The organism is Devosia geojensis (assembly GCF_000969415.1).
Taxonomy (GTDB): Bacteria; Pseudomonadota; Alphaproteobacteria; order Rhizobiales; family Devosiaceae; genus Devosia; species Devosia geojensis.
The window spans coordinates 23500-42024 of the sequence record NZ_JZEX01000022.1; the positions used below are offsets into that span (position 1 = coordinate 23500).

At 67.2% G+C, this 18525-nt stretch carries 19 protein-coding genes, 1 tRNA gene and 2 pseudogenes; 8 read left to right on the forward strand and 14 right to left on the reverse strand.

The genetic code is table 11. The features are described from left to right. Nucleotides 1–8: 8 nt before the first annotated feature. The 3 genes from VE25_RS01255 to VE25_RS01265 are packed head-to-tail and all read left to right on the forward strand — an operon-like array spanning nucleotide 9 to nucleotide 2975. Nucleotides 9–902 carry a carbohydrate ABC transporter permease gene (locus tag VE25_RS01255; protein WP_046106766.1) on the forward strand — a complete coding sequence of 298 codons (894 nt, stop codon included), beginning with the start codon at nucleotides 9–11 and terminating at the stop codon, nucleotides 900–902. Continuing rightward, the gene (locus tag VE25_RS01260) at nucleotides 899–1828 is read left to right on the forward strand and encodes a carbohydrate ABC transporter permease (protein WP_052731646.1); all 930 of its coding nucleotides are present in this window, start codon (nucleotides 899–901) and stop codon (nucleotides 1826–1828) included. The genes VE25_RS01255 and VE25_RS01260 overlap by 4 nt, the downstream gene beginning before the upstream one ends. A gap of 55 nt (nucleotides 1829–1883) precedes the next feature. Continuing rightward, the gene (locus VE25_RS01265) at nucleotides 1884–2975 is read left to right on the forward strand and encodes a sialidase family protein (protein WP_046106767.1); all 1092 of its coding nucleotides are present in this window, start codon (nucleotides 1884–1886) and stop codon (nucleotides 2973–2975) included. 36 nt (nucleotides 2976–3011) lie between these two features. On the opposite strand, the gene VE25_RS01270 is transcribed toward VE25_RS01265, so the two are convergent. The 7 genes from VE25_RS01270 to VE25_RS01300 are packed head-to-tail and all read right to left on the reverse strand — an operon-like array spanning nucleotide 3012 to nucleotide 9778. After that, nucleotides 3012–3767, reverse strand: a complete 756-nt coding sequence (locus VE25_RS01270; protein ID WP_046106768.1) for a fumarylacetoacetate hydrolase family protein — start codon at nucleotides 3765–3767, stop codon at nucleotides 3012–3014. A gap of 59 nt (nucleotides 3768–3826) precedes the next feature. After that, nucleotides 3827–4195: a monovalent cation/H(+) antiporter subunit G gene (mnhG, locus tag VE25_RS01275; protein WP_046106769.1), complete on the reverse strand. Its 369-nt coding sequence runs from the start codon at nucleotides 4193–4195 to the stop codon at nucleotides 3827–3829. Continuing rightward, a complete protein-coding gene (locus VE25_RS01280) occupies nucleotides 4192–4473 on the reverse strand; it encodes a K+/H+ antiporter subunit F (RefSeq protein WP_046106770.1) in 282 nt (93 codons plus the stop codon). The genes mnhG and VE25_RS01280 overlap by 4 nt, the downstream gene beginning before the upstream one ends. Further along, on the reverse strand, nucleotides 4470–4955 hold the full coding sequence (locus VE25_RS01285; RefSeq protein ID WP_046106771.1) for a Na+/H+ antiporter subunit E: 486 nt from the start codon (nucleotides 4953–4955) through the stop codon (nucleotides 4470–4472). Before VE25_RS01285 ends, VE25_RS01280 begins: the two co-directional genes overlap by 4 nt. Continuing rightward, on the reverse strand, nucleotides 4952–6547 hold the full coding sequence (locus VE25_RS01290; protein ID WP_244466837.1) for a monovalent cation/H+ antiporter subunit D: 1596 nt from the start codon (nucleotides 6545–6547) through the stop codon (nucleotides 4952–4954). The genes VE25_RS01285 and VE25_RS01290 overlap by 4 nt, the downstream gene beginning before the upstream one ends. Nucleotide 6548: 1 nt before the next feature. Then, nucleotides 6549–6884, reverse strand: a complete 336-nt coding sequence (locus tag VE25_RS01295; RefSeq protein ID WP_046106772.1) for a Na+/H+ antiporter subunit C — start codon at nucleotides 6882–6884, stop codon at nucleotides 6549–6551. Next, entirely contained in the window at nucleotides 6875–9778 is a 2904-nt protein-coding gene (locus tag VE25_RS01300) for a monovalent cation/H+ antiporter subunit A (protein WP_046106773.1), read from the reverse strand. Before VE25_RS01300 ends, VE25_RS01295 begins: the two co-directional genes overlap by 10 nt. A 318-nt stretch (nucleotides 9779–10096) precedes the next feature. On the opposite strand from VE25_RS01300, the gene VE25_RS01305 reads away from it, so the two are divergent. Beyond that, nucleotides 10097–10714, forward strand: a complete 618-nt coding sequence (locus VE25_RS01305) for an NADPH-dependent F420 reductase (RefSeq protein ID WP_046106774.1) — start codon at nucleotides 10097–10099, stop codon at nucleotides 10712–10714. An 18-nt stretch (nucleotides 10715–10732) separates the two neighbouring features. Here the strand turns inward: VE25_RS01305 and VE25_RS01310 are convergent, their stop codons facing one another. The 4 genes from VE25_RS01310 to VE25_RS01325 form a co-directional block, all read right to left on the reverse strand. After that, nucleotides 10733–11734, reverse strand: coding sequence for an aldo/keto reductase (locus VE25_RS01310; RefSeq protein WP_046106775.1), 1002 nt, complete (start codon nucleotides 11732–11734; stop codon nucleotides 10733–10735). 11 nt (nucleotides 11735–11745) lie between these two features. Continuing rightward, a complete protein-coding gene (locus tag VE25_RS01315; protein WP_046106776.1) occupies nucleotides 11746–12627 on the reverse strand; it encodes an aldo/keto reductase in 882 nt (293 codons plus the stop codon). A gap of 167 nt (nucleotides 12628–12794) precedes the next feature. Then, complete coding sequence (locus tag VE25_RS01320; protein WP_152664468.1) at nucleotides 12795–13100, reverse strand: VOC family protein; 306 nt, start codon at nucleotides 13098–13100, stop codon at nucleotides 12795–12797. A 351-nt stretch (nucleotides 13101–13451) separates the two neighbouring features. After that, nucleotides 13452–14309 (reverse strand): NmrA family NAD(P)-binding protein, encoded by an 858-nt coding sequence (locus VE25_RS01325; protein ID WP_046106778.1) that lies wholly within the window; start codon nucleotides 14307–14309, stop codon nucleotides 13452–13454. Nucleotides 14310–14399: 90 nt separating this feature from the next. On the opposite strand from VE25_RS01325, the gene VE25_RS01330 reads away from it, so the two are divergent. Together VE25_RS01330 and VE25_RS23500 are read left to right on the forward strand one after the other, a co-directional pair. Beyond that, nucleotides 14400–14750, forward strand: a complete 351-nt coding sequence (locus VE25_RS01330; RefSeq protein WP_046106779.1) for a winged helix-turn-helix transcriptional regulator — start codon at nucleotides 14400–14402, stop codon at nucleotides 14748–14750. Nucleotides 14751–14869: 119 nt separating this feature from the next. Then, nucleotides 14870–15022: pseudogene (locus VE25_RS23500) on the forward strand (helix-turn-helix domain-containing protein); the annotation flags it as partial. Between the two features lie 41 nt (nucleotides 15023–15063). Here the strand turns inward: VE25_RS23500 and VE25_RS01335 are convergent. Next, nucleotides 15064–15140, reverse strand: a tRNA-Arg gene (locus tag VE25_RS01335). Between the two features lie 472 nt (nucleotides 15141–15612). Here VE25_RS01335 and VE25_RS01340 point away from each other — a divergent pair. Continuing rightward, nucleotides 15613–15963: pseudogene (locus VE25_RS01340) on the forward strand (transglycosylase SLT domain-containing protein); the annotation flags it as partial. Nucleotides 15964–16167: 204 nt separating this feature from the next. Here VE25_RS01340 and VE25_RS01345 read toward each other — a convergent pair. Beyond that, entirely contained in the window at nucleotides 16168–16602 is a 435-nt protein-coding gene (locus VE25_RS01345; protein ID WP_052731647.1) for a hypothetical protein, read from the reverse strand. A 122-nt stretch (nucleotides 16603–16724) separates the two neighbouring features. Beyond that, nucleotides 16725–17123 carry a response regulator gene (locus tag VE25_RS01350; RefSeq protein WP_046106780.1) on the reverse strand — a complete coding sequence of 133 codons (399 nt, stop codon included), beginning with the start codon at nucleotides 17121–17123 and terminating at the stop codon, nucleotides 16725–16727. 145 nt (nucleotides 17124–17268) lie between these two features. On the opposite strand from VE25_RS01350, the gene VE25_RS01355 reads away from it, so the two are divergent. Then, nucleotides 17269–18525: 5'-3' exonuclease H3TH domain-containing protein (locus VE25_RS01355; RefSeq protein WP_046106781.1), on the forward strand; the 1257-nt coding region annotated here is incomplete at its 3' end.

The window sequence follows — 18525 nt, forward strand, 5'->3', positions numbered from 1 at the left end:
CGCGAGCGATGACATTCCGATCGGGTGCCGCCGACGCTCCGGCTTTCAACCAGAACCTGGGCGCGTATCTCTTCCTCGCCCCGGCGCTGTTGATCCTGTTCCTGTCGCTGCTGCTGCCGGCCGCCGCCACGATCGGGATGAGCTTTACCGACATCTCGTTCCTGAGGCCGACGAATTTCGTCGGCCTCGACAACTACCTGCGCCTTCTCTCGGACGGCCGCTTCCAGCAGGCGGTCTTCAACACCAGCTACTATACCCTCGGGGTGACGCTGCCCACGATGGTGCTGGGTCTCCTCGCGGCCGTGGCGCTCAATCGCCGTTTTCCGTTCCGCGTCGCCTTCCGCACCATCTTCTACCTGCCGGTGCTGACCTCGCTGATCGCGGCGGCTGTGGTCTGGGTCTACATCTACGAGCCCTATTCCGGGCCGATGAACGGGCTTCTCGTCTCGCTCGGCCTGCCGCCGCAGCCTTGGCTGCAATCGCCGAACCTTGCCATGACCGCGCTGATCATCATGGCCGTCTGGCGCGATTTCGGCACGGCCATGATCATCTATCTCGCCGGCCTCCAGGACATCCCCGAGGAGATCTACGAGGCCGCCCGGCTCGACGGCGCGGGCAAGTTCGCCATCCTGCGGCGCATCACCGTTCCCATGCTCTCCTCGGTCACCTTCTATCTGATGATCATCCTCATCGTGCAGTCGTTCCAGGTGTTCGGCGCCATCTACGTCATGACCGGCGGCGGGCCGCTGGGATCGACCGAAACCATCGTCTTCCAGATGTACCAGACGGCTTTCGGCTACACCGAGTTCGGCTACGCGGCCGCCATGTCGACGGTGCTGTTCTTCGTCATCCTGCTGTTCTCGATCGTCGGAACCAAGATCATGAGGAAGGGTGAGGCATGAGCACCGCCACGTCGGACGCGCAGAGCGTCGCCCCCGTTTCCGCCGCATCGAGGCTCGCCGCCCTGCGGCCGGTCGCCGAGGCCGTCGTCGGCTATGGCCTGCTGCTCTTTGCCGCCTTTGCCACCATGGCGCCGTTCCTGTGGATGGTGTCGACCTCGTTCAAGACCGATCCGGAGGTCTTCCGGTTCCCGCCGAGCTTCGTGCCGCAGGGGCTGGTGTGGCAGAACTATCTCGACGTCATCAACGCGCCCGATACCGGACGCCAGCTGATCAACAGCCTGATCTTCGCGCTGGGCTCGACCGCGTCGAACCTCGCCTTCTGCTCGCTGGCCGGCTACGCGCTGGCGCGCATGCAGTTCCGCGGCAAGACGCTGGTCTTCGCGCTCGTCGTCGGGCTCCTGATGGTGCCGGCCCAGAGCCAGATCGTGCCGGTGTTCCTCATCGTCCAGAAGATCCCCTTCGCCGGCGGCAACGATTGGCTGGGCAATGGCGGCACGGGCCTGCTCAACACCTATTGGGGCATGATCCTGCCGACGGCCGCGACGCCCTTCGGCATCTTCCTGATGCGCCAGTTCTTCACCCGCATCCCCATCGAGTACGAGGAATCGGCGCGCCTCGACGGCGCCAGGCCCTTCACCATCTTCTGGCGCATCCTGCTGCCGCTGGCGCGTCCGGCCATGGCGGTGCTGGGGGTGCTGAGCTTCCAGAGCGCCTGGAACGAGTTCATCTGGCCGCTGATCCTGACCAACTCGCGCGACATGGCGACCCTGCAGATCGGGCTGCAGCTGCTCCAGAGCGGGCCCGACGCGCGCTGGAACGTCGTCATGGCGATGGCCACCCTCATCACCATGCCCATCATCGTCGTCTTCCTCTTCGCCCAGCGCTACGTCATCGACGGAGCCGTCACCAGCGGCGTCAAGGGCTAGCGTTCGTTCACCCGTTATCAGCAGGCGCGCCAGCGCGCATCGGAGAGTTCTTGCCATGATCGAGCACGTCGAGATCCACCACGTCCCCGGCGAATACGCCGCCTGGCCGGCCAATTACGGCCTCTGGGCATGGGGCGACGAGATCGTCGCCGTCTTCTCCCAGGGCTTCAGGGGCGCCCAGGAGGGCCTGCACGCCCGCGACATGACCCGGCCGTTCGTCGGCCGGCAGGCCCGCAGCCTCGATGGCGGGCGCACCTGGACCGCGGAGCCCTTCACCGGCACGATCCCCGGCGGCACCTCGCTCTCGGGCGACGAGCACGTGGTCGAGGCGCTGCAGAGCCAGCCCAACATCGTGCCCGGGCGCGACCTGCCCCAGCTCGGCGAGCCCGTCGACTTCACCGATCCCGAGACCATCGTCATGGCCGCCCGCACCGGCCTCGACGCCGGCTCGATCAGCTGGTTCTACGTCAGCCGCGACCGCGCCCGATCCTGGCAGGGCCCCTACCGCTTCGGCGATTTCGGCCTGCCGGGGATCTCGGCGCGCACCGACATCGTGCCGCTGGGGCGGCACGACGCGCTGTTCCTGCTGACGGCGGTCAAGTCGAACGGCAGGGAAGGGCGGGTCTTCTGCCTGCGCACCCGCGACGGCGCGCGCACCTTCACCTTCGAGGGCTTCGTCGGCGACGAGCCGGAGGGTTATGCGATCATGCCCGCGTCCCTGAAGCTCGCCGACGGCAGCATCCTCTGCCTCGTGCGCTGCTCGACGCCCGGCAAGGGCCCCGACCGAAGGGCCTGGATCGAGCAGTACCGCTCGCGCGACGACGGGCGCACCTGGACGCTGGAAGGCCGGGCGGTCGACAACACCGGCTATGGCGGCAATCCGCCGACGCTCTCGGCGCTGCCGGACGGCCGGCTGCTCCTCGTCTACGGATTCCGCGATGCGCCCTACGGCATGCGCGCGCGCACCAGCGCCGACGGCGGCAGGAGCTGGAGCGCGGACATGATCCTGCGCGATGACGCGGGCATGTCCGACCTCGGCTATCCGCGCACCGTCGTTCTCGCCGACGGCACGGCGCTGACGGTCTACTACTACAACCACGGCGCCGGAACCGACCGCTACATCGCCGGCACCCTCTTCACGCCCTGAGAGGAAGGAGGACGGCTTTGCCGTCCTCCGCATCTGTCAGTCCGTCAGGTCGAGCGTGAACGAGACCGGATCGTAGTCGCCGAGCTGCATGGTGACCTCGCCGGCCTCTGCGAACGCGACCGGCGTCGTCAGCGAGCCGGTGGTGACGACGACGCCCTTGCGCAGCGCCGGGAAGTGCCGGTGCGGCTGCCGGCCGAAGGCGAGGATGGGCGCGAGCGGCCCGCCGAAGGGATGGCGCGCCGAGAGCTCGCGCGTCTCGCCGCCGGGTAGGGTGACCCGCACCGGCAGTCCCTCGATGTCGGCGAGCGCGCCGATCTTCTGGCGCCCGACGACATAACCGGCCCCGGTCAGGTTGTCGGCCACCGCGCCGAACTTGCCGGCCTCCTCGCGCTGGACGAGCCGCGTGCCCAGGACCTCGATGCCGACGACGAAATGATCGATCGCCGCCGAAAGGTCCTCGGCATTCCCGGCGGTGGCCGCTGCGGGATAGTCCTGCCCCAGAACGGCGGCGACCTCGATCTCGAGGGCGATGAAGCTGCGGCGCGGCATGGAGAACGTCTCGCCGTCGCCGACGACCGCGCCGGCAAAGATCGGGGCGATCAGCGCGCCCCCGTCCACCACCGAGATCTTGGCGGCGGCCGTGGTCTCGCCGAGCGCGGCCTGCACCTTGCTCTGGATCTCCATGGCCTGGTCCAGCGTCAGGTGGCTGAGGCGCTGCGCTGCGACCGGCCCTCCCGATCCGTTGCGGGCGGCGACGAGCGCGTTGACCAGAGTATCGATATCGAGGTCCACAGGATCCTCTCCCTTTCCTTGTGAAGACGTGGCCGCCGATGACGTCGGCGTGCGGAATGTCAGTCGGCGACCTCCGGCCGCTCCTTGGGTGCCGCGTCGGGTCCGGTCGCGGTGAACCCGGCCGCGCGATCGCGGAAGAGCGTCGCCCGGGCCAGCAGCATCAGCGTGACGGGAGTCGTCACCGTCACAAAGAGGAAGATGGCGATTTCGTGCACCACCAGCCGCTGTTGGGTCAGCGTGAAGTAGATGGCCGAGGCGAGGAGGATGAGCCCGCCGCCCATGCTCGTGCCCATGGTGGGCGCGTGGATGCGCAGGTAGAAGTCCCGGAGCCGCACAAGGCCGAGGCACCCGGCCATGGTCAGGAGCGCGCCGGCCAGTACGCCGGCCGACACCAGGATCGAGAGCCAGAGCGGCAGGTCCGCGATCATTCGATCACCTCGCCGCGCATGAGGAACTTGGCGAGCGCCACCGTGCCGACGAACCCGAGTAGCCCGATGAGCATGGCGAGCTCGAAATAGACCTGGCTGTTGGTGCGGATGCCGAGCGTCACGAGCAGCAGCAGCGCGACGACGTAGAGCGCGTCGAGGGCGAGGATCCGGTCCTGCGCGTGCGGGCCCCGCACCATGCGATAAAGGGTCGCCAGCATGCCGACGCCCAGCATGACCTGTGCGACGAGCAGACTCCATTCGAGGATCGCGACGCTCATTGGAAGACCTCCAGCAGCAGGGTTTCGTAGCGGGCCTTGATGGTCCTGGCCCACTCGTTGGCGTCGACCAGGTCGAAGACGTGGATGAGCACCGAGCTCTTCTCGCGGTCGTATTCGAGCCAGGCGCTCCCCGGGGTCGCCGTCAGGATGCAGGCGAGGATGGCCAGCCCGAAGGTGTTGGTCAGCTCGAGCTTCATCTCGATGAAGCCGGCCGTGGGGCGCGGGCGCGGATGCAGCAGCACCGAGAGCACCGCCAGGTTCGAGCGGATGATGTCGATGCCGGCGACGACGAGGAGCTGCACGAACTTGAGCGGGCGGCGCAGCGTCACCGGCTCGGGGATGACGGCGTGCGCGGCAAGGGAAGCAACGATCGCGATCGCGCCGCCGAGCAGGATATGGCCGAGGCCCGCCGACTGCTGCAGCACCAGCCACAGGATCAGCAGGAAGCCGGCGAGCACGGGGTGGGGCAGGATGCGCTTCATGGGGCTGCTCCCGGCGGCAGGACCGCGCCGACATAGCCGCCCGGCGTATGGATGAAGGCGGCGGTGTCGGTGAGGAATTCGAGGATCGGCCCGGCCGCGACGCTCATCAGCACGCAGAGCGCCAGCAGCACGACGATCGGCGCCATTTCCATCGGGCGGATGCGCAGCGCCCCGTCGGGGAGCGACGTCCAGAAGATGTTGATGCCGTTGCGCACCATCGCCACCAGCACGAAGAGGCCCGAGACGATGATGGCCCCGGTGAACCACCAGGTCGCCGCCGTCGGCGCGTCCCCCACCGCAAGCGCCGACGAGATCATGACGAACTTGGCCAGGAACCCCGAGAGCGGCGGCAGGCCCGCCATCACCAGCGCCGCGATGGCGAAGCACCAGCTGATCAGCGTCGCGGCGGTCGGCGTCACCGGGCTCACCTCCTCGTCCTCGTCGAGCTCCTCGTCCTCGTCGCCGTAGATCTCGAGCGAAACCGCCAGGATCTGCGCCTCTGCCGGCAGGATCTGGTCGATGACGTCCTTGAGGAGGAAGAGCGCCCCAGCCGCAAGGGTCGCGACGACGAGGTAGTAGAGGGCGCCGGCCGTCACCCCCGGCGCATTGAAGGCCACCGCCAGCAGCAGCGTGCCGGCCGAGACCAGGATGAGGTAGCTCGCCAGCCGGTCGAGCGCCTTGCACGAGAGCGCCCCGATGCTGCCATAGGCCACGGTCGCCAGCCCGAGGACCAGCAGCACGTTCTGCGCGAAGGTCGCCCCTTCCCCGGCCTCGTTGGCAAAGACCAGCGTCCACAGCCGCAGGATGGCATAGAAGCCGACCTTGGTCATGACCGCAAACAGCGCCGCGGCCGGCGGGGCTGCCGAGGAATAGGTGTTGGGCAGCCAGAAATGCAGCGGCCAGGCGCCCGCCTTGATGAGGAACGCGACGCCCAGCACCGCCGCGCCCGCCTCGAACAGCCCCCGGTTCTCGCCGGTGATCGTCGGCGCGACCCGCGCGATGTCGGCCATGTTGAGCGTGCCGGTGGTGCCGTAGATGAGGGCGACGCCGATGAGGAAGAGGAACGAGGCGACGAGGTTGATGGCGATGTAGTGCAGCGCCGAGCGCACCCGGTTGCGCCCGCCCCCGTGCAGCACCAGCCCGTAGGAGGCGGCCAGCAGCAGCTCGAAGAAGACGAAGAGGTTGAAGAGGTCGCCGGTGAGGAACGCGCCGTTGAGCCCCATGGTGAGCGCGTGGAAGAGGGGAAAGAAGTTGGTGCCGTTCCGGTACCAGCGGGCCGAGGCGAAGATGAGGGCGGCGAGCGCCAGGATCGAGGTGGTCAGGACCATCAGCGCCGCGAGCCTGTCGGCCACCAGCACGATGCCGAACGGCACCGGCCAGTTGCCCAGCGGATAGACCGCCGCCGCCGTCGCGCCCGGCTGGGCGAGGGTGACGAAGAGCAGCACGGCCGACGCCAGGAGGATGATGCTGAAGGCGATGTTGAGGCCGACGATCCGCTTGCTGCTGCGCTGGTCGCCGAGGATCAGGTTGGCGATCGCCGCCATCATCGGCACCAGGATCGGCAGGATCGCGATGTGGTTCATCTCGCCCATCTCAGTTTCCCGTCCCGTCGACGTGGTCGTTGCCGGTAAGGCCGCGCGCGGCCAGCAGCACGACGAGGAACAAGGCCGTCATGGCGAAGCCGATGACGATGGCGGTCAGGACCAGCGCCTGAGGCACCGGGTCGGTATAGTCGGCCGGATTGGCGTTGGCGCCCGACAGGATCGGCGCTGCATCCATGCGCAGCCGCCCCATGGCGAGGATGAAGAGGTTGACCGCATAGGAGAGCAGCGAGAGCCCGACGATCACCTGGAAGGTGCGCGGCCGCAGGATCAGGTAGACCCCCGAGCCGGCCAGGACGCCGATGGCCAGGGCAAGTGTCAGTTCCATTTGTCGAGCCCCTCGCGGATCTTGGGTGTGGGGGCCGAGGCGGCCTTGGGCCGGCGGATCGACTGGTGCGCCAGCGCGATGAGCATCAGCACCGTCGCCCCGACCACCAGCGCGAAGACGCCGAGGTCGAAGAGGAGGGCCGTCGCCATCGGCACCTTGCCGATGAGCGGGATGTCCCAATAGGCGAAGGCGGAGGTCAGGAAGGGCGCGCCGAGCGCCATCGCGCCGAGCCCGGTCATGAGCGCCAGCAGCAGGCCCCAGCCGATCCACAGCACCGGCAGGATGCGCAGCCGGTCCTCGACCCAGCGCGTGCCGCCGGCCATGTACTGCAGGATGAAGGCCAGCGACATGACGATGCCGGCGATGAACCCGCCGCCGGGCAGGTCGTGCCCGCGCAAGAGCATGTAGAGGGCGACGACGATCACCACCGGGAACATCCAGTTCATGATGAGCGCGGGAATGCGCAGGAAGTCGTCGGCGACCTGCTGGCCGGCCCCGTTGGCCATGTCGTCGAGCACCTGCTGCTGCTCGGGCCGCGATGCGCTGTCGGCCGCGGGCCGGAACCGGCGCAGGAGCGCGAAGACCGTCAGCGCCACCATGCCGAGCACGGTGATCTCGCCCAGCGTGTCGAAGCCGCGGAAGTCGACCAGCATCACGTTGACGACATTGGTGCCCCCGCCCTGCGAGTAGGCGTTGGTGAGGAAGAAGTCGGAAATGCCCTCGGGAGCCGGGCTCGTCATGATCGCGTAGCTGGCGACAGTCGCGCCGAGCCCGACGAGCGCGGCAAGGCCCGCGTCGCGATAGCGCCTTATGCGCACCTTCCAGGTGACGTCGTCGGGTGTCGGCAGGCGCTTGGGCAGCCAGCGCAGGCCGAGCAGGATCAGGACGGTCGTCGCGATCTCGGCGAGGAGTTGGGTGAGGGCGAGGTCGGGCGCGGAGAACCAGGCGAAGGTGAGGCAGGTGGCAAGGCCCGCGCCGCCCATCAGGATCATGGCGGCCAGGCGGTGGAACTTGGCCTGCTGGGCGGCGGCGAGCGCGCTGATGCCGCCGACGAGCCACACGAGCCCCAGCACGGGGTCGAAGCTGTCGGGCAGGGGCAGCTGCCCGATGCGGGCCCATCCGGCCGCGACTCCCGCGGCGAGCGCGAGCAGGACGACGAGGAAGATCTGCGGTTGCAGGCGCTGGGTGCCGAAGGTCGCGATGACCTTGCGGGCCCAGCGATTGGTGAGTGTGACGAGCATCCTCTCGAAGATTCGCTGCCCGCGCCACCGCCCGATCAGCGGCGCGCCGTCGACGTCGCGCAGGCGCCGGTAGTAGGGCACGTAGATGGCGACACCCCCGACCATGGCGATGATGCTCATCACCAGCGGCAGGTTGAACCCGTGCCAGACCGAGAGGCTGTAGTAGGGCGTCTCGGTCCCCAGCACCGAGGTGACGGCCGAGGCCAGGTACGGCCCGATGGTGATGCCGGGGATGATGCCGACGGCAAGGCAGATCAGGACCAGCAGCTCGATCGGCCGGCGCATCAGCGGCGGCGGCTCGTGCGGGGTCTTTTCGAGTTGGGTGGGCGGCGGCCCGAAGAACACGCCGTGCACGAACTTGACCGAGTAGGCGACGCTCAGCATGCCCGCGATCGTCGCCCCGATCGGCAGCGACAGGTTGACGAAAACGTTGGGGTCGTAGATCGCCGTCTCGGTGAAGAACATCTCCTTGGAGAGGAACCCGTTGAGCAGCGGCACGCCCGCCATGGCGGCGCTGGCGATGATGGCGAGGGTGGCGGTGAACGGCATGAAGCGGCGCAGCCCGCTGAGCTTCCTGACGTCGCGGGTGCCCGTCTCGTGGTCGATGATGCCGACCGCCATGAACAGCGATGCCTTGAAGGTCGCGTGGTTGGCGGTGTGGAAGATCGCAGCGACCGCCGCCAGCGGCGTGCCCATGCCGAGGAGCGTGGTGATCAGCCCCAGGTGGCTGATGGTCGAATAGGCCAGGAGCCCCTTGAGGTCGCGCTGGAAGAGCGCGGTATAGGCGCCGAAGATCAGCGTGATGAGCCCGGTATAGGTCACGATCCAGAACCAGAGGTCGGAACCCGACATCACCGGCCAGAAGCGTGTGAGGATGAAGACGCCGGCCTTCACCATCGTGGCCGAGTGCAGGTACGCCGACACCGGCGTCGGCGCGGTCATGGCGTTGGGCAGCCAGAACTGGAAGGGGAACTGCGCGCTCTTGGTGAAGGCGGCGACGAGCAAGAGGATGAGCGTGACCGGATAGAGCGGATGCTCGACGATCAGCGAGCCCGAGGCCAGCACGTCGTCGAGCTCGTAGCTGCCGACGATATGGCCGACGAGCAGCATCGAGACGAAGAGCGCCAGCCCCCCGGTGCCGGTGATGATCAGCGCCATGCGCGCCCCGTCGCGCGCGTCGCCGCGGTGATACCAGTAGCCGATGAGGAGGAACGAGACGAGGCTGGTCAGCTCCCAGAAGATGGCGAGCTGGATGATGTTGCCCGAGATGACGAGGCCGAGCATGGCGCCCATGAAGGCGAGCAGCAGCGCATAGAAGCGCGGCACCGGGTCCTTGGGCGACATGTAGTAGCGCGCATAGAGCACGACGAGGAGCCCGATGAAGGTGATGAGCACGCAAAAGAGCCAGGCCAGCCCATCCATGCGGAAGGAGAGGTTGAGGCCGGCGCTCGGTATCCAGTCCAGCCCCGATCGCACCGCGCCCTGCGCGGCGACGGCAGGATAGAGCGCGAGCGTCGCCAGCAGGCAGATGCCCGCCACCGTGCCGCCGAGCCACGCCGCTCCGTCGCGGGCTCCGCGGGGTATGGCCACAGCAACCAGACTGGCCAGGAACGGCAGAACCCAGATGACGGTAAGGGCGATGTCTGTCGGCATCTCGTCTGGCAGGCTCCGGCGCTCGAGTGATTTGTATTTTCTAGCTAATGGTCGAAAACCGGTTGGGCAACCCATTGATCGGCGCGTTGTGCGATCTTGCGCCACGTTGCCGCGCGCGTCCGCCCGTCGGATCTGTCGCGCAGCGCCCGGTTCCCTCCCGCAAAAAGGCCCCTTCCGGTGCGTCATGGAACCCCGCGCAATGCCTCGGCGCGCTGCCGCGACGCGTGGTCGCGGCGCGTTTCAGGGCAGCCGAACTGCCCTTTCGCCGGGCTCTCGACCCGCTATAGTGGCCGAGGATTTCCTGGTCGGAGAAACGAGATGAAGTTCGCCGTCATGGGTACGGGTCAGGTCGGCGGGGCGATCGCGCGCAAGCTCGATGAGCTTGGTCACGACGTCGTGATGGGCTCGCGCAGTCCCGGCGGCGACAGCGCCGCGCGCTTCACGCGCGAGACCGGCATCCGCGTCGCCGGCCACGCCGAAGCCGCCGATCACGGCGAATGGATCGTCAATGCCCTGCCGGGCGAGCAGGCGGTCGCCGTTCTCGGGCAATGCGCCATTGCCGGCAAGATCATCGTCGACATCGCCAACTACGACCATGCGGTCGACCAGCCCATCGCCGTGCCCCTCGGGCAGGCGATCCAGGCGGCGTTTCCCGATGTGCGCCTGGTCAAGACGCTCAACAGCGTCAGCGCCCACCTGATGGTCGATCCGGCCGCGCTCGGCGCGCGGCACCACGTCTTCGTCGCCGGCAACGACGAGGCCGCCAGGGCCGAGGTGACGGCGCTCCTGCGCACCTTCGGCTGGCAATCGATCCTCGATCTCGGCGACCTCGGCGCCTGCCGCGCCATGGAGCAGTTGATCCCCCTCTGGATGCGCCTCGAGGCCACCTTCGGCGGCCCCGATTTCAACCTCGCGGTCGTGCGCGGCCGCGGTTAGGTCGCCGGGGGTTTCGCCCTATCGACCCGCCATGGCCTTGTTCTCGGGCGGATAACGGTCCCCCTGCGGCTCGATGCCGGCCAGCCCGGTCTCGATCTGGGCGAGGTCGGCGGCATCGAGCTCGATCTGCGTCGAGCCGATGTTCTCCTCGAGGCGGTGCAGCTTTGTCGTGCCGGGAATGGGGACGATCCACGGCTTTTGCGCCTGCAGCCAGGCGAGCGCCACCTGTGCGCTCGTCACGCCCTTGCTTGCCGCCACCGCGTGCACGACGTCGACGAACACCTGGTTGGCCCGCAGGTTCTCCTGCGAGAACCGCGGCTGCCGGCTCCTGAAATCGTCGGCCCCGAACGTCTGCCCGGCGCTCACCGTGCCGGTGAGGAACCCCTTGCCCAGCGGTGCGAACGGCACGAGGCCGATGCCGAGCTCCTCGAGCAGCGGGATGATCTCCCTTTCGGGCTCCCGATGCCAGAGCGAGTATTCGCTCTGCAGCGCCGTCACCGGCTGCACCGCATGGGCGCGCCGGATCGACTGGACGCCTGCCTCGGACAGGCCGAAGTGCCTGACCTTGCCCTCGCCGATCAGGTCCCTGATGGTGCCGGCCACATCCTCCATCGGCGTGCCGGGATCGACGCGGTGCTGGTAGTAGAGGTCGATCCGGTCGGTCTGCAGGCGCTTGAGCGATCCCTCGACCACCTTGCGGATGTGCTCGGGCTTGCTCAGCGGCTTGCGGGCAAAGCCGCCGCTCTTGTCGGCGCCCTCGATGTCGAAGCCGAACTTGGTGGCGATGACCACCTGGTCGCGGACCGGGCGCAGCGCCTCGCCCACCAGCTCCTCGTTGGCGTAGGGGCCATAGACCTCTGCGGTGTCGAAGAAGGTGACGCCGCGATCGACCGCGGCGCGAATGAGCGTGATCGCTTCGTTGCGGTCCATGGGCGGCCCGAAGGACGCACTCATGCCCATGCAGCCGAGGCCTATGGCCGAGACCTCGAGGCCGCTCGTGCCCAGTGTTCGCGTCTTCATCTCTTTCCTCCTCATGCTTCCGGAATGGGTCTGCTGAAATTCTCGAGGCTGATGGCGTCGGGGTCGGGCCCGCCGCGCACGCCCGTCTCGAGTGCGTCGATCGCAGCCAGTTGCGCCCCGGTCAGCTCGAAATCGAAAACGTCGAAATTCTCGGCGATCCGGGCCGGCTGCACCGACTTGGGGATCACCGAGCGGCCCTTCTGCAGGCCCCAGCGCAGCATGGCCTGCGCCGCCGACTTGCCGTGCGCCTGCGCGATCGAAAGGATCGTCGGGTCTTCGAGCGTACTTCTGCTGCCGCCGCGATAGAAGGTGATGCCGCCGATGGGCGACCAGGCCTGCGTCAGGATGCCGTGCCGTTCGTGGAGCCGCTGCAGTTCGGCCTGCTGGAAATAGGGGTGGACCTCGATCTGGTTGACCGCCGGCACGATTGCCGCCTCCGCCAGCAGCCGCTCCAGGTGCCGCGGCATGAAGTTGCTGACGCCGATGGCGCGCACCTTGCCCTCGGCGAGCAGCGTCTCCAGCGCCCGGTAGGCTCCAAGCGTGCGCTCGAAGGCCGAGGGCAGCGGCTGGTGCAGGATCAGGAGGTCGATCTCATCGACCCCGAGTTTGCCGGCGCTCTTCTCGAACCCGTGCAGCGTCTCGTCATAGCCGTAGTCGTTGATCCAGATCTTGGTCTCGATGAACACCTCGTCGCGCTTGAGGCCCGACCGCTTGATGCCCTCGCCGACCTGGCGTTCGTTCATGTAGGCGGCGGCGGTGTCGATGTGGCGATAGCCGACCCGCAACGCTTCCTCGACGGCGGCCGCCGTCTCGTCGGGCTGGCTCTGGAAGACGCCGAGCCCGATGGCGGGCATGTCGAGGCCATTGTTCAGTCTGATCGTCGGAATGGGCATGCTCGGGGTCTCCACCGGAACGTGCCCTAGACCTAGGCGATGTCAGCCCATCTATTTAGATGCCGAGATCCGCATGGGCTTATGCATGGAATTCAATAATCACGGCGGGTAGGGTATGCCGTCCTACCTCAAAGCATCCAGCGCCTCTCGGGAGCGGCAACGCCGGCTCAGTCCTGCAGAGGCTGCTTCAGGCCGAAGACGTTTCCTTCGGGGTCGGCCATATACTGGACATGCCCCTCACCGGGAATGGTGTTTCTTTCACCCGCAACGACACCGCCGGATTCGACAATTGCCCGGATGCTGGCGCCGAGATCATTGAACTCGAACCACAGGATGACGGGTTGGCTGCGGTAGCTTCGGTCCATTACGGCACCCGGGATACCCGCGTCGGCAGGATCAAGCAGATGATAGTTCGGCACGAACGCGGATTGCTGCGTCGGCGGCATTGCTGCGATTGGACGTTTCGCTTCCATCTTCTGCGATCCGCAAACCTGGATCACCGATGCAGAGCAGCACTGTTGGACGCCCGTTGGGGATAAGGATTTCGCGATGTCGATCCAGAGGGGCCGGATTTTCCACGGCCCAGAGATGTTCGACCAGGTCCGCGAGATCTGCTGGCGGTTGAAAGATCCGATACTCCATCCGACTCTCCTTCTCGTTGCAGCATCATACGGTGGCCGCCCGATCTCGGATTGACCACCTGATGACTGAGCACGCTCCCGGCGCGTTCGACGTTCGGATTTCTGTATCGAATGGCGCCGCGCCGGGTGAAGATTGAGAGTTATGTCTACGCTGTAGCCCTCCAAATGATGAGGGCCTCAGGATCAGGCCAGCACCTCCGCCAGCCATTGCTGCACGCTGCGTGGCCGGAGGCCGAGCAGGTTCTGCGCGCTGGTGTCCTCGGAAATCAAATTGTCCGCGGCTTGTGAAAGCGCTTGGTAGAGGCCGACGACGCCGGCAGTGGCCGGACCAAGCATTGGCTCGATCAGCTTGCCGAACGCGTCCGGCGTCAGCGCGTCGAAGGTGACAGTGCGGCCGGATTGCCCCGAGAAGCCTGCGGCAAGATCCGCGCCCTTCAGGCCGGGCCGGTGGCCGATACCGACAACGCCGGTTGCCGTATGGTCGGTCAACAGCCGTTCAGCCACCTCGGCAACGTCGAGGTGCGAGCTCCATGAAACCGGGAAGTCGGCGCGAACCGGATAGCGCAATACCCCTTCGGCTTGCGCCGGTTCAAGGACCATCGGCAGGAGCAGGTTTTCGAGATAAAGACGCGGCGCGGCGATGGCATGGGAGACGCCGCTTTCCGCCACGCCCCGCGCCAGGATCGCGACGGCGCTGTCCTCGGGGGTCTGAAGGACCGTTCCGGGCTGGTCTATGATGGTGCCGCTGGTCGAGACCACGACACGTTTGGGTTTCGCGGCCTTGATCGCTTCGACAATGTTCCTGGCCTGTTGGACGCGGGCGGGCTCGGATGTCTGCGGCAGGTGGATGAAGACCCCGTCGGCACCGCGATAGGCGGCAACGAGCGAATCCACGGAATCATTGTCGACCGCAACCGCGGGCTTGCCCGCGATCTTGGCCGGATCGCGAACGGCAGCGAGCGCCTTCCTGCCCGAGGCGAGCAGGCGTGCATAGAGCGGGCCGCCCTGGGCGCCGGTGGCGCCATGGATGATATAAGACATCGGTTTTCCTTCATTGGTGTAGCAATTGAATGCTTGTTGGTGCATTATCTGCATCGGTTACGTCAAATGCACTAATGGAAGAAAATCAGCATGGATCAGAAAAAACTGCCGCTATGCGGCGTGGAGCGGTTCCTGCTTCTTCTCGATGGGCCCTGGGCGACGTTGATCGTGCGGGAACTGCTGAACGGCCCCCGGCGGTTTACAGAGCTGCGGGAGGTCTTGAGCGGGATCAGCGCGCATACCCTGACCCACCGTCTGCGCCGCTTCGAGCAGCATGGGCTGGTGACGCGCACGGCCTTCGCCGAGACGCCGCCGCGGGTCGTGTACGAGCTGACCCCGTTGGGACTGTCGTTGAGTGATGTGCTTTATGCCATGAAGGACTGGGGCGATGCAGTCCCGGATGAGGTGCTGAGCGCCCGGGCATCCGGCGAAACGGCTTAGGCAAAGCCAGCCCGGCGGGCGCTCGGGCCGACTGATGCTTAAACATGACGGTTTCGCCATCGGAGTGAGAAGCTTGTCGGCAAAGCCTTGAGCGTGCGCGAAACCGCGCAGTTCCGCCCGGGCGTTTTATGCCGGGTGTGCGGGTGGCCAAGGCGAAGGAGCTGCTGCAATTCGGCAAACAGCCCATTGAGCGCATCGTGTGGGAAGTCGGCTATTCCGATCCGGGGGCCTTCAGAAAGGTCTTCACGCGGGTCGTCGGTCTTTCACCGGGAGACTACAGGCAAGATTTCGGGCGTGAGATCACACCGAAAACTGGCGCACCCGACAAGATTCGAACTTGTGGCCTCTGCCTTCGGAGGGCAGCGCTCTATCCAGCTGAGCTACGGGTGCAGGCCGGAGGCGGGGCAGGGCCCGCCGAGAACGCGCGCAACCTAATCGAAGGGCGGGAGTCGTGCAACTGGTTTGGTTGGCCCTTCGGGGCCGCGCCCGTCGCGGTAACGGTTCGGCAACCATTGGGCCTGTAAGGGCCGGCGCACCGTGATCGGGCGCCGCCACATCGGCGCCAGAATTCCACCATAATAGGCGAAGGCCTGCCGCATCGCGTCTGCGTGAACGGCCGGCCCCCGCCTCACTGGGAGATCCGCGCTTGAGACAGTCGCGCGCCGTTACCAAGGCCCTGCCCGCCCTCTGCGCGGCGCTGGCGCTCGCCGGATGCTCGAGCGCGTTCACCCGCCCGGCCACCACGCAGCCGGCGACCGCCGCCATCGCCGCGCTCGCGCCTGCGGCCGACCCCGACGCGGTGCCCGATGCCGCCATGGTGCCGCCCGCCTCGCCCGAGGTGCTGGCCTATGCCTCGACCGGCCCCGGCAATCTCGACGGGCTCATCGCCCACTACGCCCACCATTACCGCGTGCCCGAGAGCCTCATCCGCCGCGTCATCGACCGCGAGAGCGACTACAATCCGGCAGCGCGCAACGGACCCTACTGGGGCCTGATGCAGATCCGGCACGATACGGCCCGCGGCATGGGTTACGGCGGGCAGGCTGCGGGCCTGCTCGATGCGGAAACCAATCTGCGCTATGCGGTGCGGTATCTGGCCGGCGCCTACATGGTCGCCGGCGGCGACGAGGCCCGGGCCGTGCAGCTCTATGCGGCCGGCTACTACTATCACGCCAAGCGCCAGGGGCTGCTCGAAAAGAGCGGGCTGCGCTAAAGCCCCGGAAACCGGACCGGCTCCCGCCGCTCGCGAAGCGGTTTTCAGGGAAAGCGGACGGCACTTTCCGGTTCGCAAGCACCACCACAAGGGCTGAGAGACCCGTTCTGACTCGATCAGAACGGGTTTGGCCGCGACGGACGGAGCGCGCCCGCCATTCCGGCTCGTCGGAACGGCAGGCGTTCGTGCCGGGCGTCAGCCCGCTTATTTCAGCTGCAGCTTGATCTCGCCGGCCTCGTAGGCCGTGCGGCAGTCGCTGGCATCGCGCATGATGTCGTCTTCGAGCAGCGCGGTGGTGGTCATGCCCGGGCCGACGAACCGCATGTCGTCGCATTCCCCGTCATTGGCCCATTCGCCGCTGTCGTCGCCGAAATCGACGGCGCCGTCGTCGGCCACCCCGCGGAGGCTAATCGTGCCGGCTTCGTACGCCGCCTTGCAATCGGTGGCGTCGTGCAGCACGTCGTCGCTCAATAGCGGCGTCGCGGTCATGCCCTTGCCGACGAAGCGGCCGTCGTCGCACTCCCCATCATTGGCGTAGTCGCCATTGTCGTCCCCGAACGAGACGGCAGGCGCGGCATGAGCGGAAAGGCTCGCCAGCGCCAGGAAGGCGGCGGCGGTCCATACGACCAGTTTCGACATCGATTTAGTCCCCCGATTGCAGATGCATGCGCGCGCAGCGACAGCGGCGCATGCCGTCTTCCAAATATGAGATTGATGTCAGGATTGTGTCGAGACCGTGCGCGCCTCGCCGGCGGCCCGCGCTACTTCTGCGCCTCGACGGAGGCCCCGCCGAGGGCCTGTGCCAGGCAGGCGGCCAGCCGGCGCTCGTCGAACGGCTTTTCCAGGCGCGGATAGTCCTCCTCGACGCCCTCGGGCAGGTCGGCATAGCCGCTCGCCACCATCACCGGCAGGCCGGGGCGCAGCCGGCGCGCCTCGCGGGCGAGCTCGACGCCGTTCATGCCGGGCATGGAATAATCGGTGATCATCGCATCGACCGGCGCGCCGCTCATCAGGATGTCGAGGGCATCCCTGCCCGAATAGGCCTCCAGGGCCCCATGGCCGAGATCGGCGAGGATGTCGACCATGTTCATGGCGATGAGCGCGTCGTCATCGACCACCAGAATGGTCGCCGCGGGTTGCGTCGAGGGGAAGTTGGGCAAGTGTTCCTCCAGTCGGCCTGTCCAGGTCGGCTTGCCACAAGTGTTAACAGGCAAAAACGGCCCAAATGCGCCTGCCCGGAAAAGGGTGCCGTTCGCCGTCCGACTGTTCTAAAGTCCGCCGACTTCGCCTCATAGAGAATCGCCCATGCACCTGCTGCTCGTCGACGGCTCGACCTACATCTTCCGCGCCTTTCACGCGCTGCCGCCCCTCAACCGCAAGTCCGACGGGCTGCCCGTCGGGTGCGTGCAGGGCTTCACCAACATGATCTTCAAGCTGATGGAGGACCTGAAGGGCGAGGACGCGCCGACCCATATGGCCGTCATCTTCGACCATTCGGCCAAGACCTTCCGCGACGCCATCTATGCCGACTACAAGGCGCAGCGCCCGCCTCCGCCCGAGGAACTGGTGCCGCAGTTCCCGCTGACCCGCGCCGCCACCCGCGCCTTTTCCATCCCCCCCATCGAAATGGAGGGCTGGGAGGCCGACGACATCATCGCGACCTACACCACGCAAGCGCTCGCCGCCGGCGGCAAGGTCACCATCGTCTCGTCCGACAAGGACCTGATGCAATTGGTCGACCTCGAGGGCAGGGTGCGCATGCTCGACACCATCCCCCGCCCCGGCCAGCCGCCGCTGCGCTGGATCGGGCCGGACGAGGTGATGGCCAAGTTCGGCGTCACCCCCGACAAGGTCATCGAGGTGCAGGCGCTCTGCGGCGACAGCGTCGACAACGTGCCGGGCGTGCCCGGCATCGGCGTCAAGACCGCCGCCGAGCTCATCAATACCTACGGGGACCTGGAAAACCTCCTGGCGCACGCCGAGGAGATCAAGCAGCCCTCGCGCCGGCAAAAGCTCATCGAGAACGCCGACCTCGCCCGCATATCGAAGCAGCTGGTGACGCTCTCCAAGGAGGTGCCGCTCGAGCTCGAGCTCTCCGCCCTGGCGCGCGTCCCGATCGAGCCTTCAAAACTCTTCCCGTTCCTCAAGGCCATGGAGTTCAACGCGGCGACCAAGCGCCTCGCGACCCTCCTCGATGCGGATGCCGACGCCTATGAGCCGGACCCGGAGCTGGCGGTCAAGCCCGTCGCTCCCGTCGGCTTCGACAATGCCGCCCGCGCCGAGGCCCGCGCCGCGCGGCTTGCCGCCGAAGGGCGCGACGCCTCGCCGACCGTTCTCCATGCGGCGCAGGTGCACGAAAAGATCAAGGCCATCCCCTTCGATCTTTCGTCCTACGAGACCATCCGCGAGCGCGCGGCGCTGGAACGCTGGATCGCCGCGATCTACGCGCAAGGGTTCGTCGCCGTCGACACCGAGACCACCGGCCTCGACAACCAGCAGGCCGACCTCGTCGGCATCTCGCTGGCGACCGAACCCGGCAAGGCCGCCTATATCCCCTTGGGC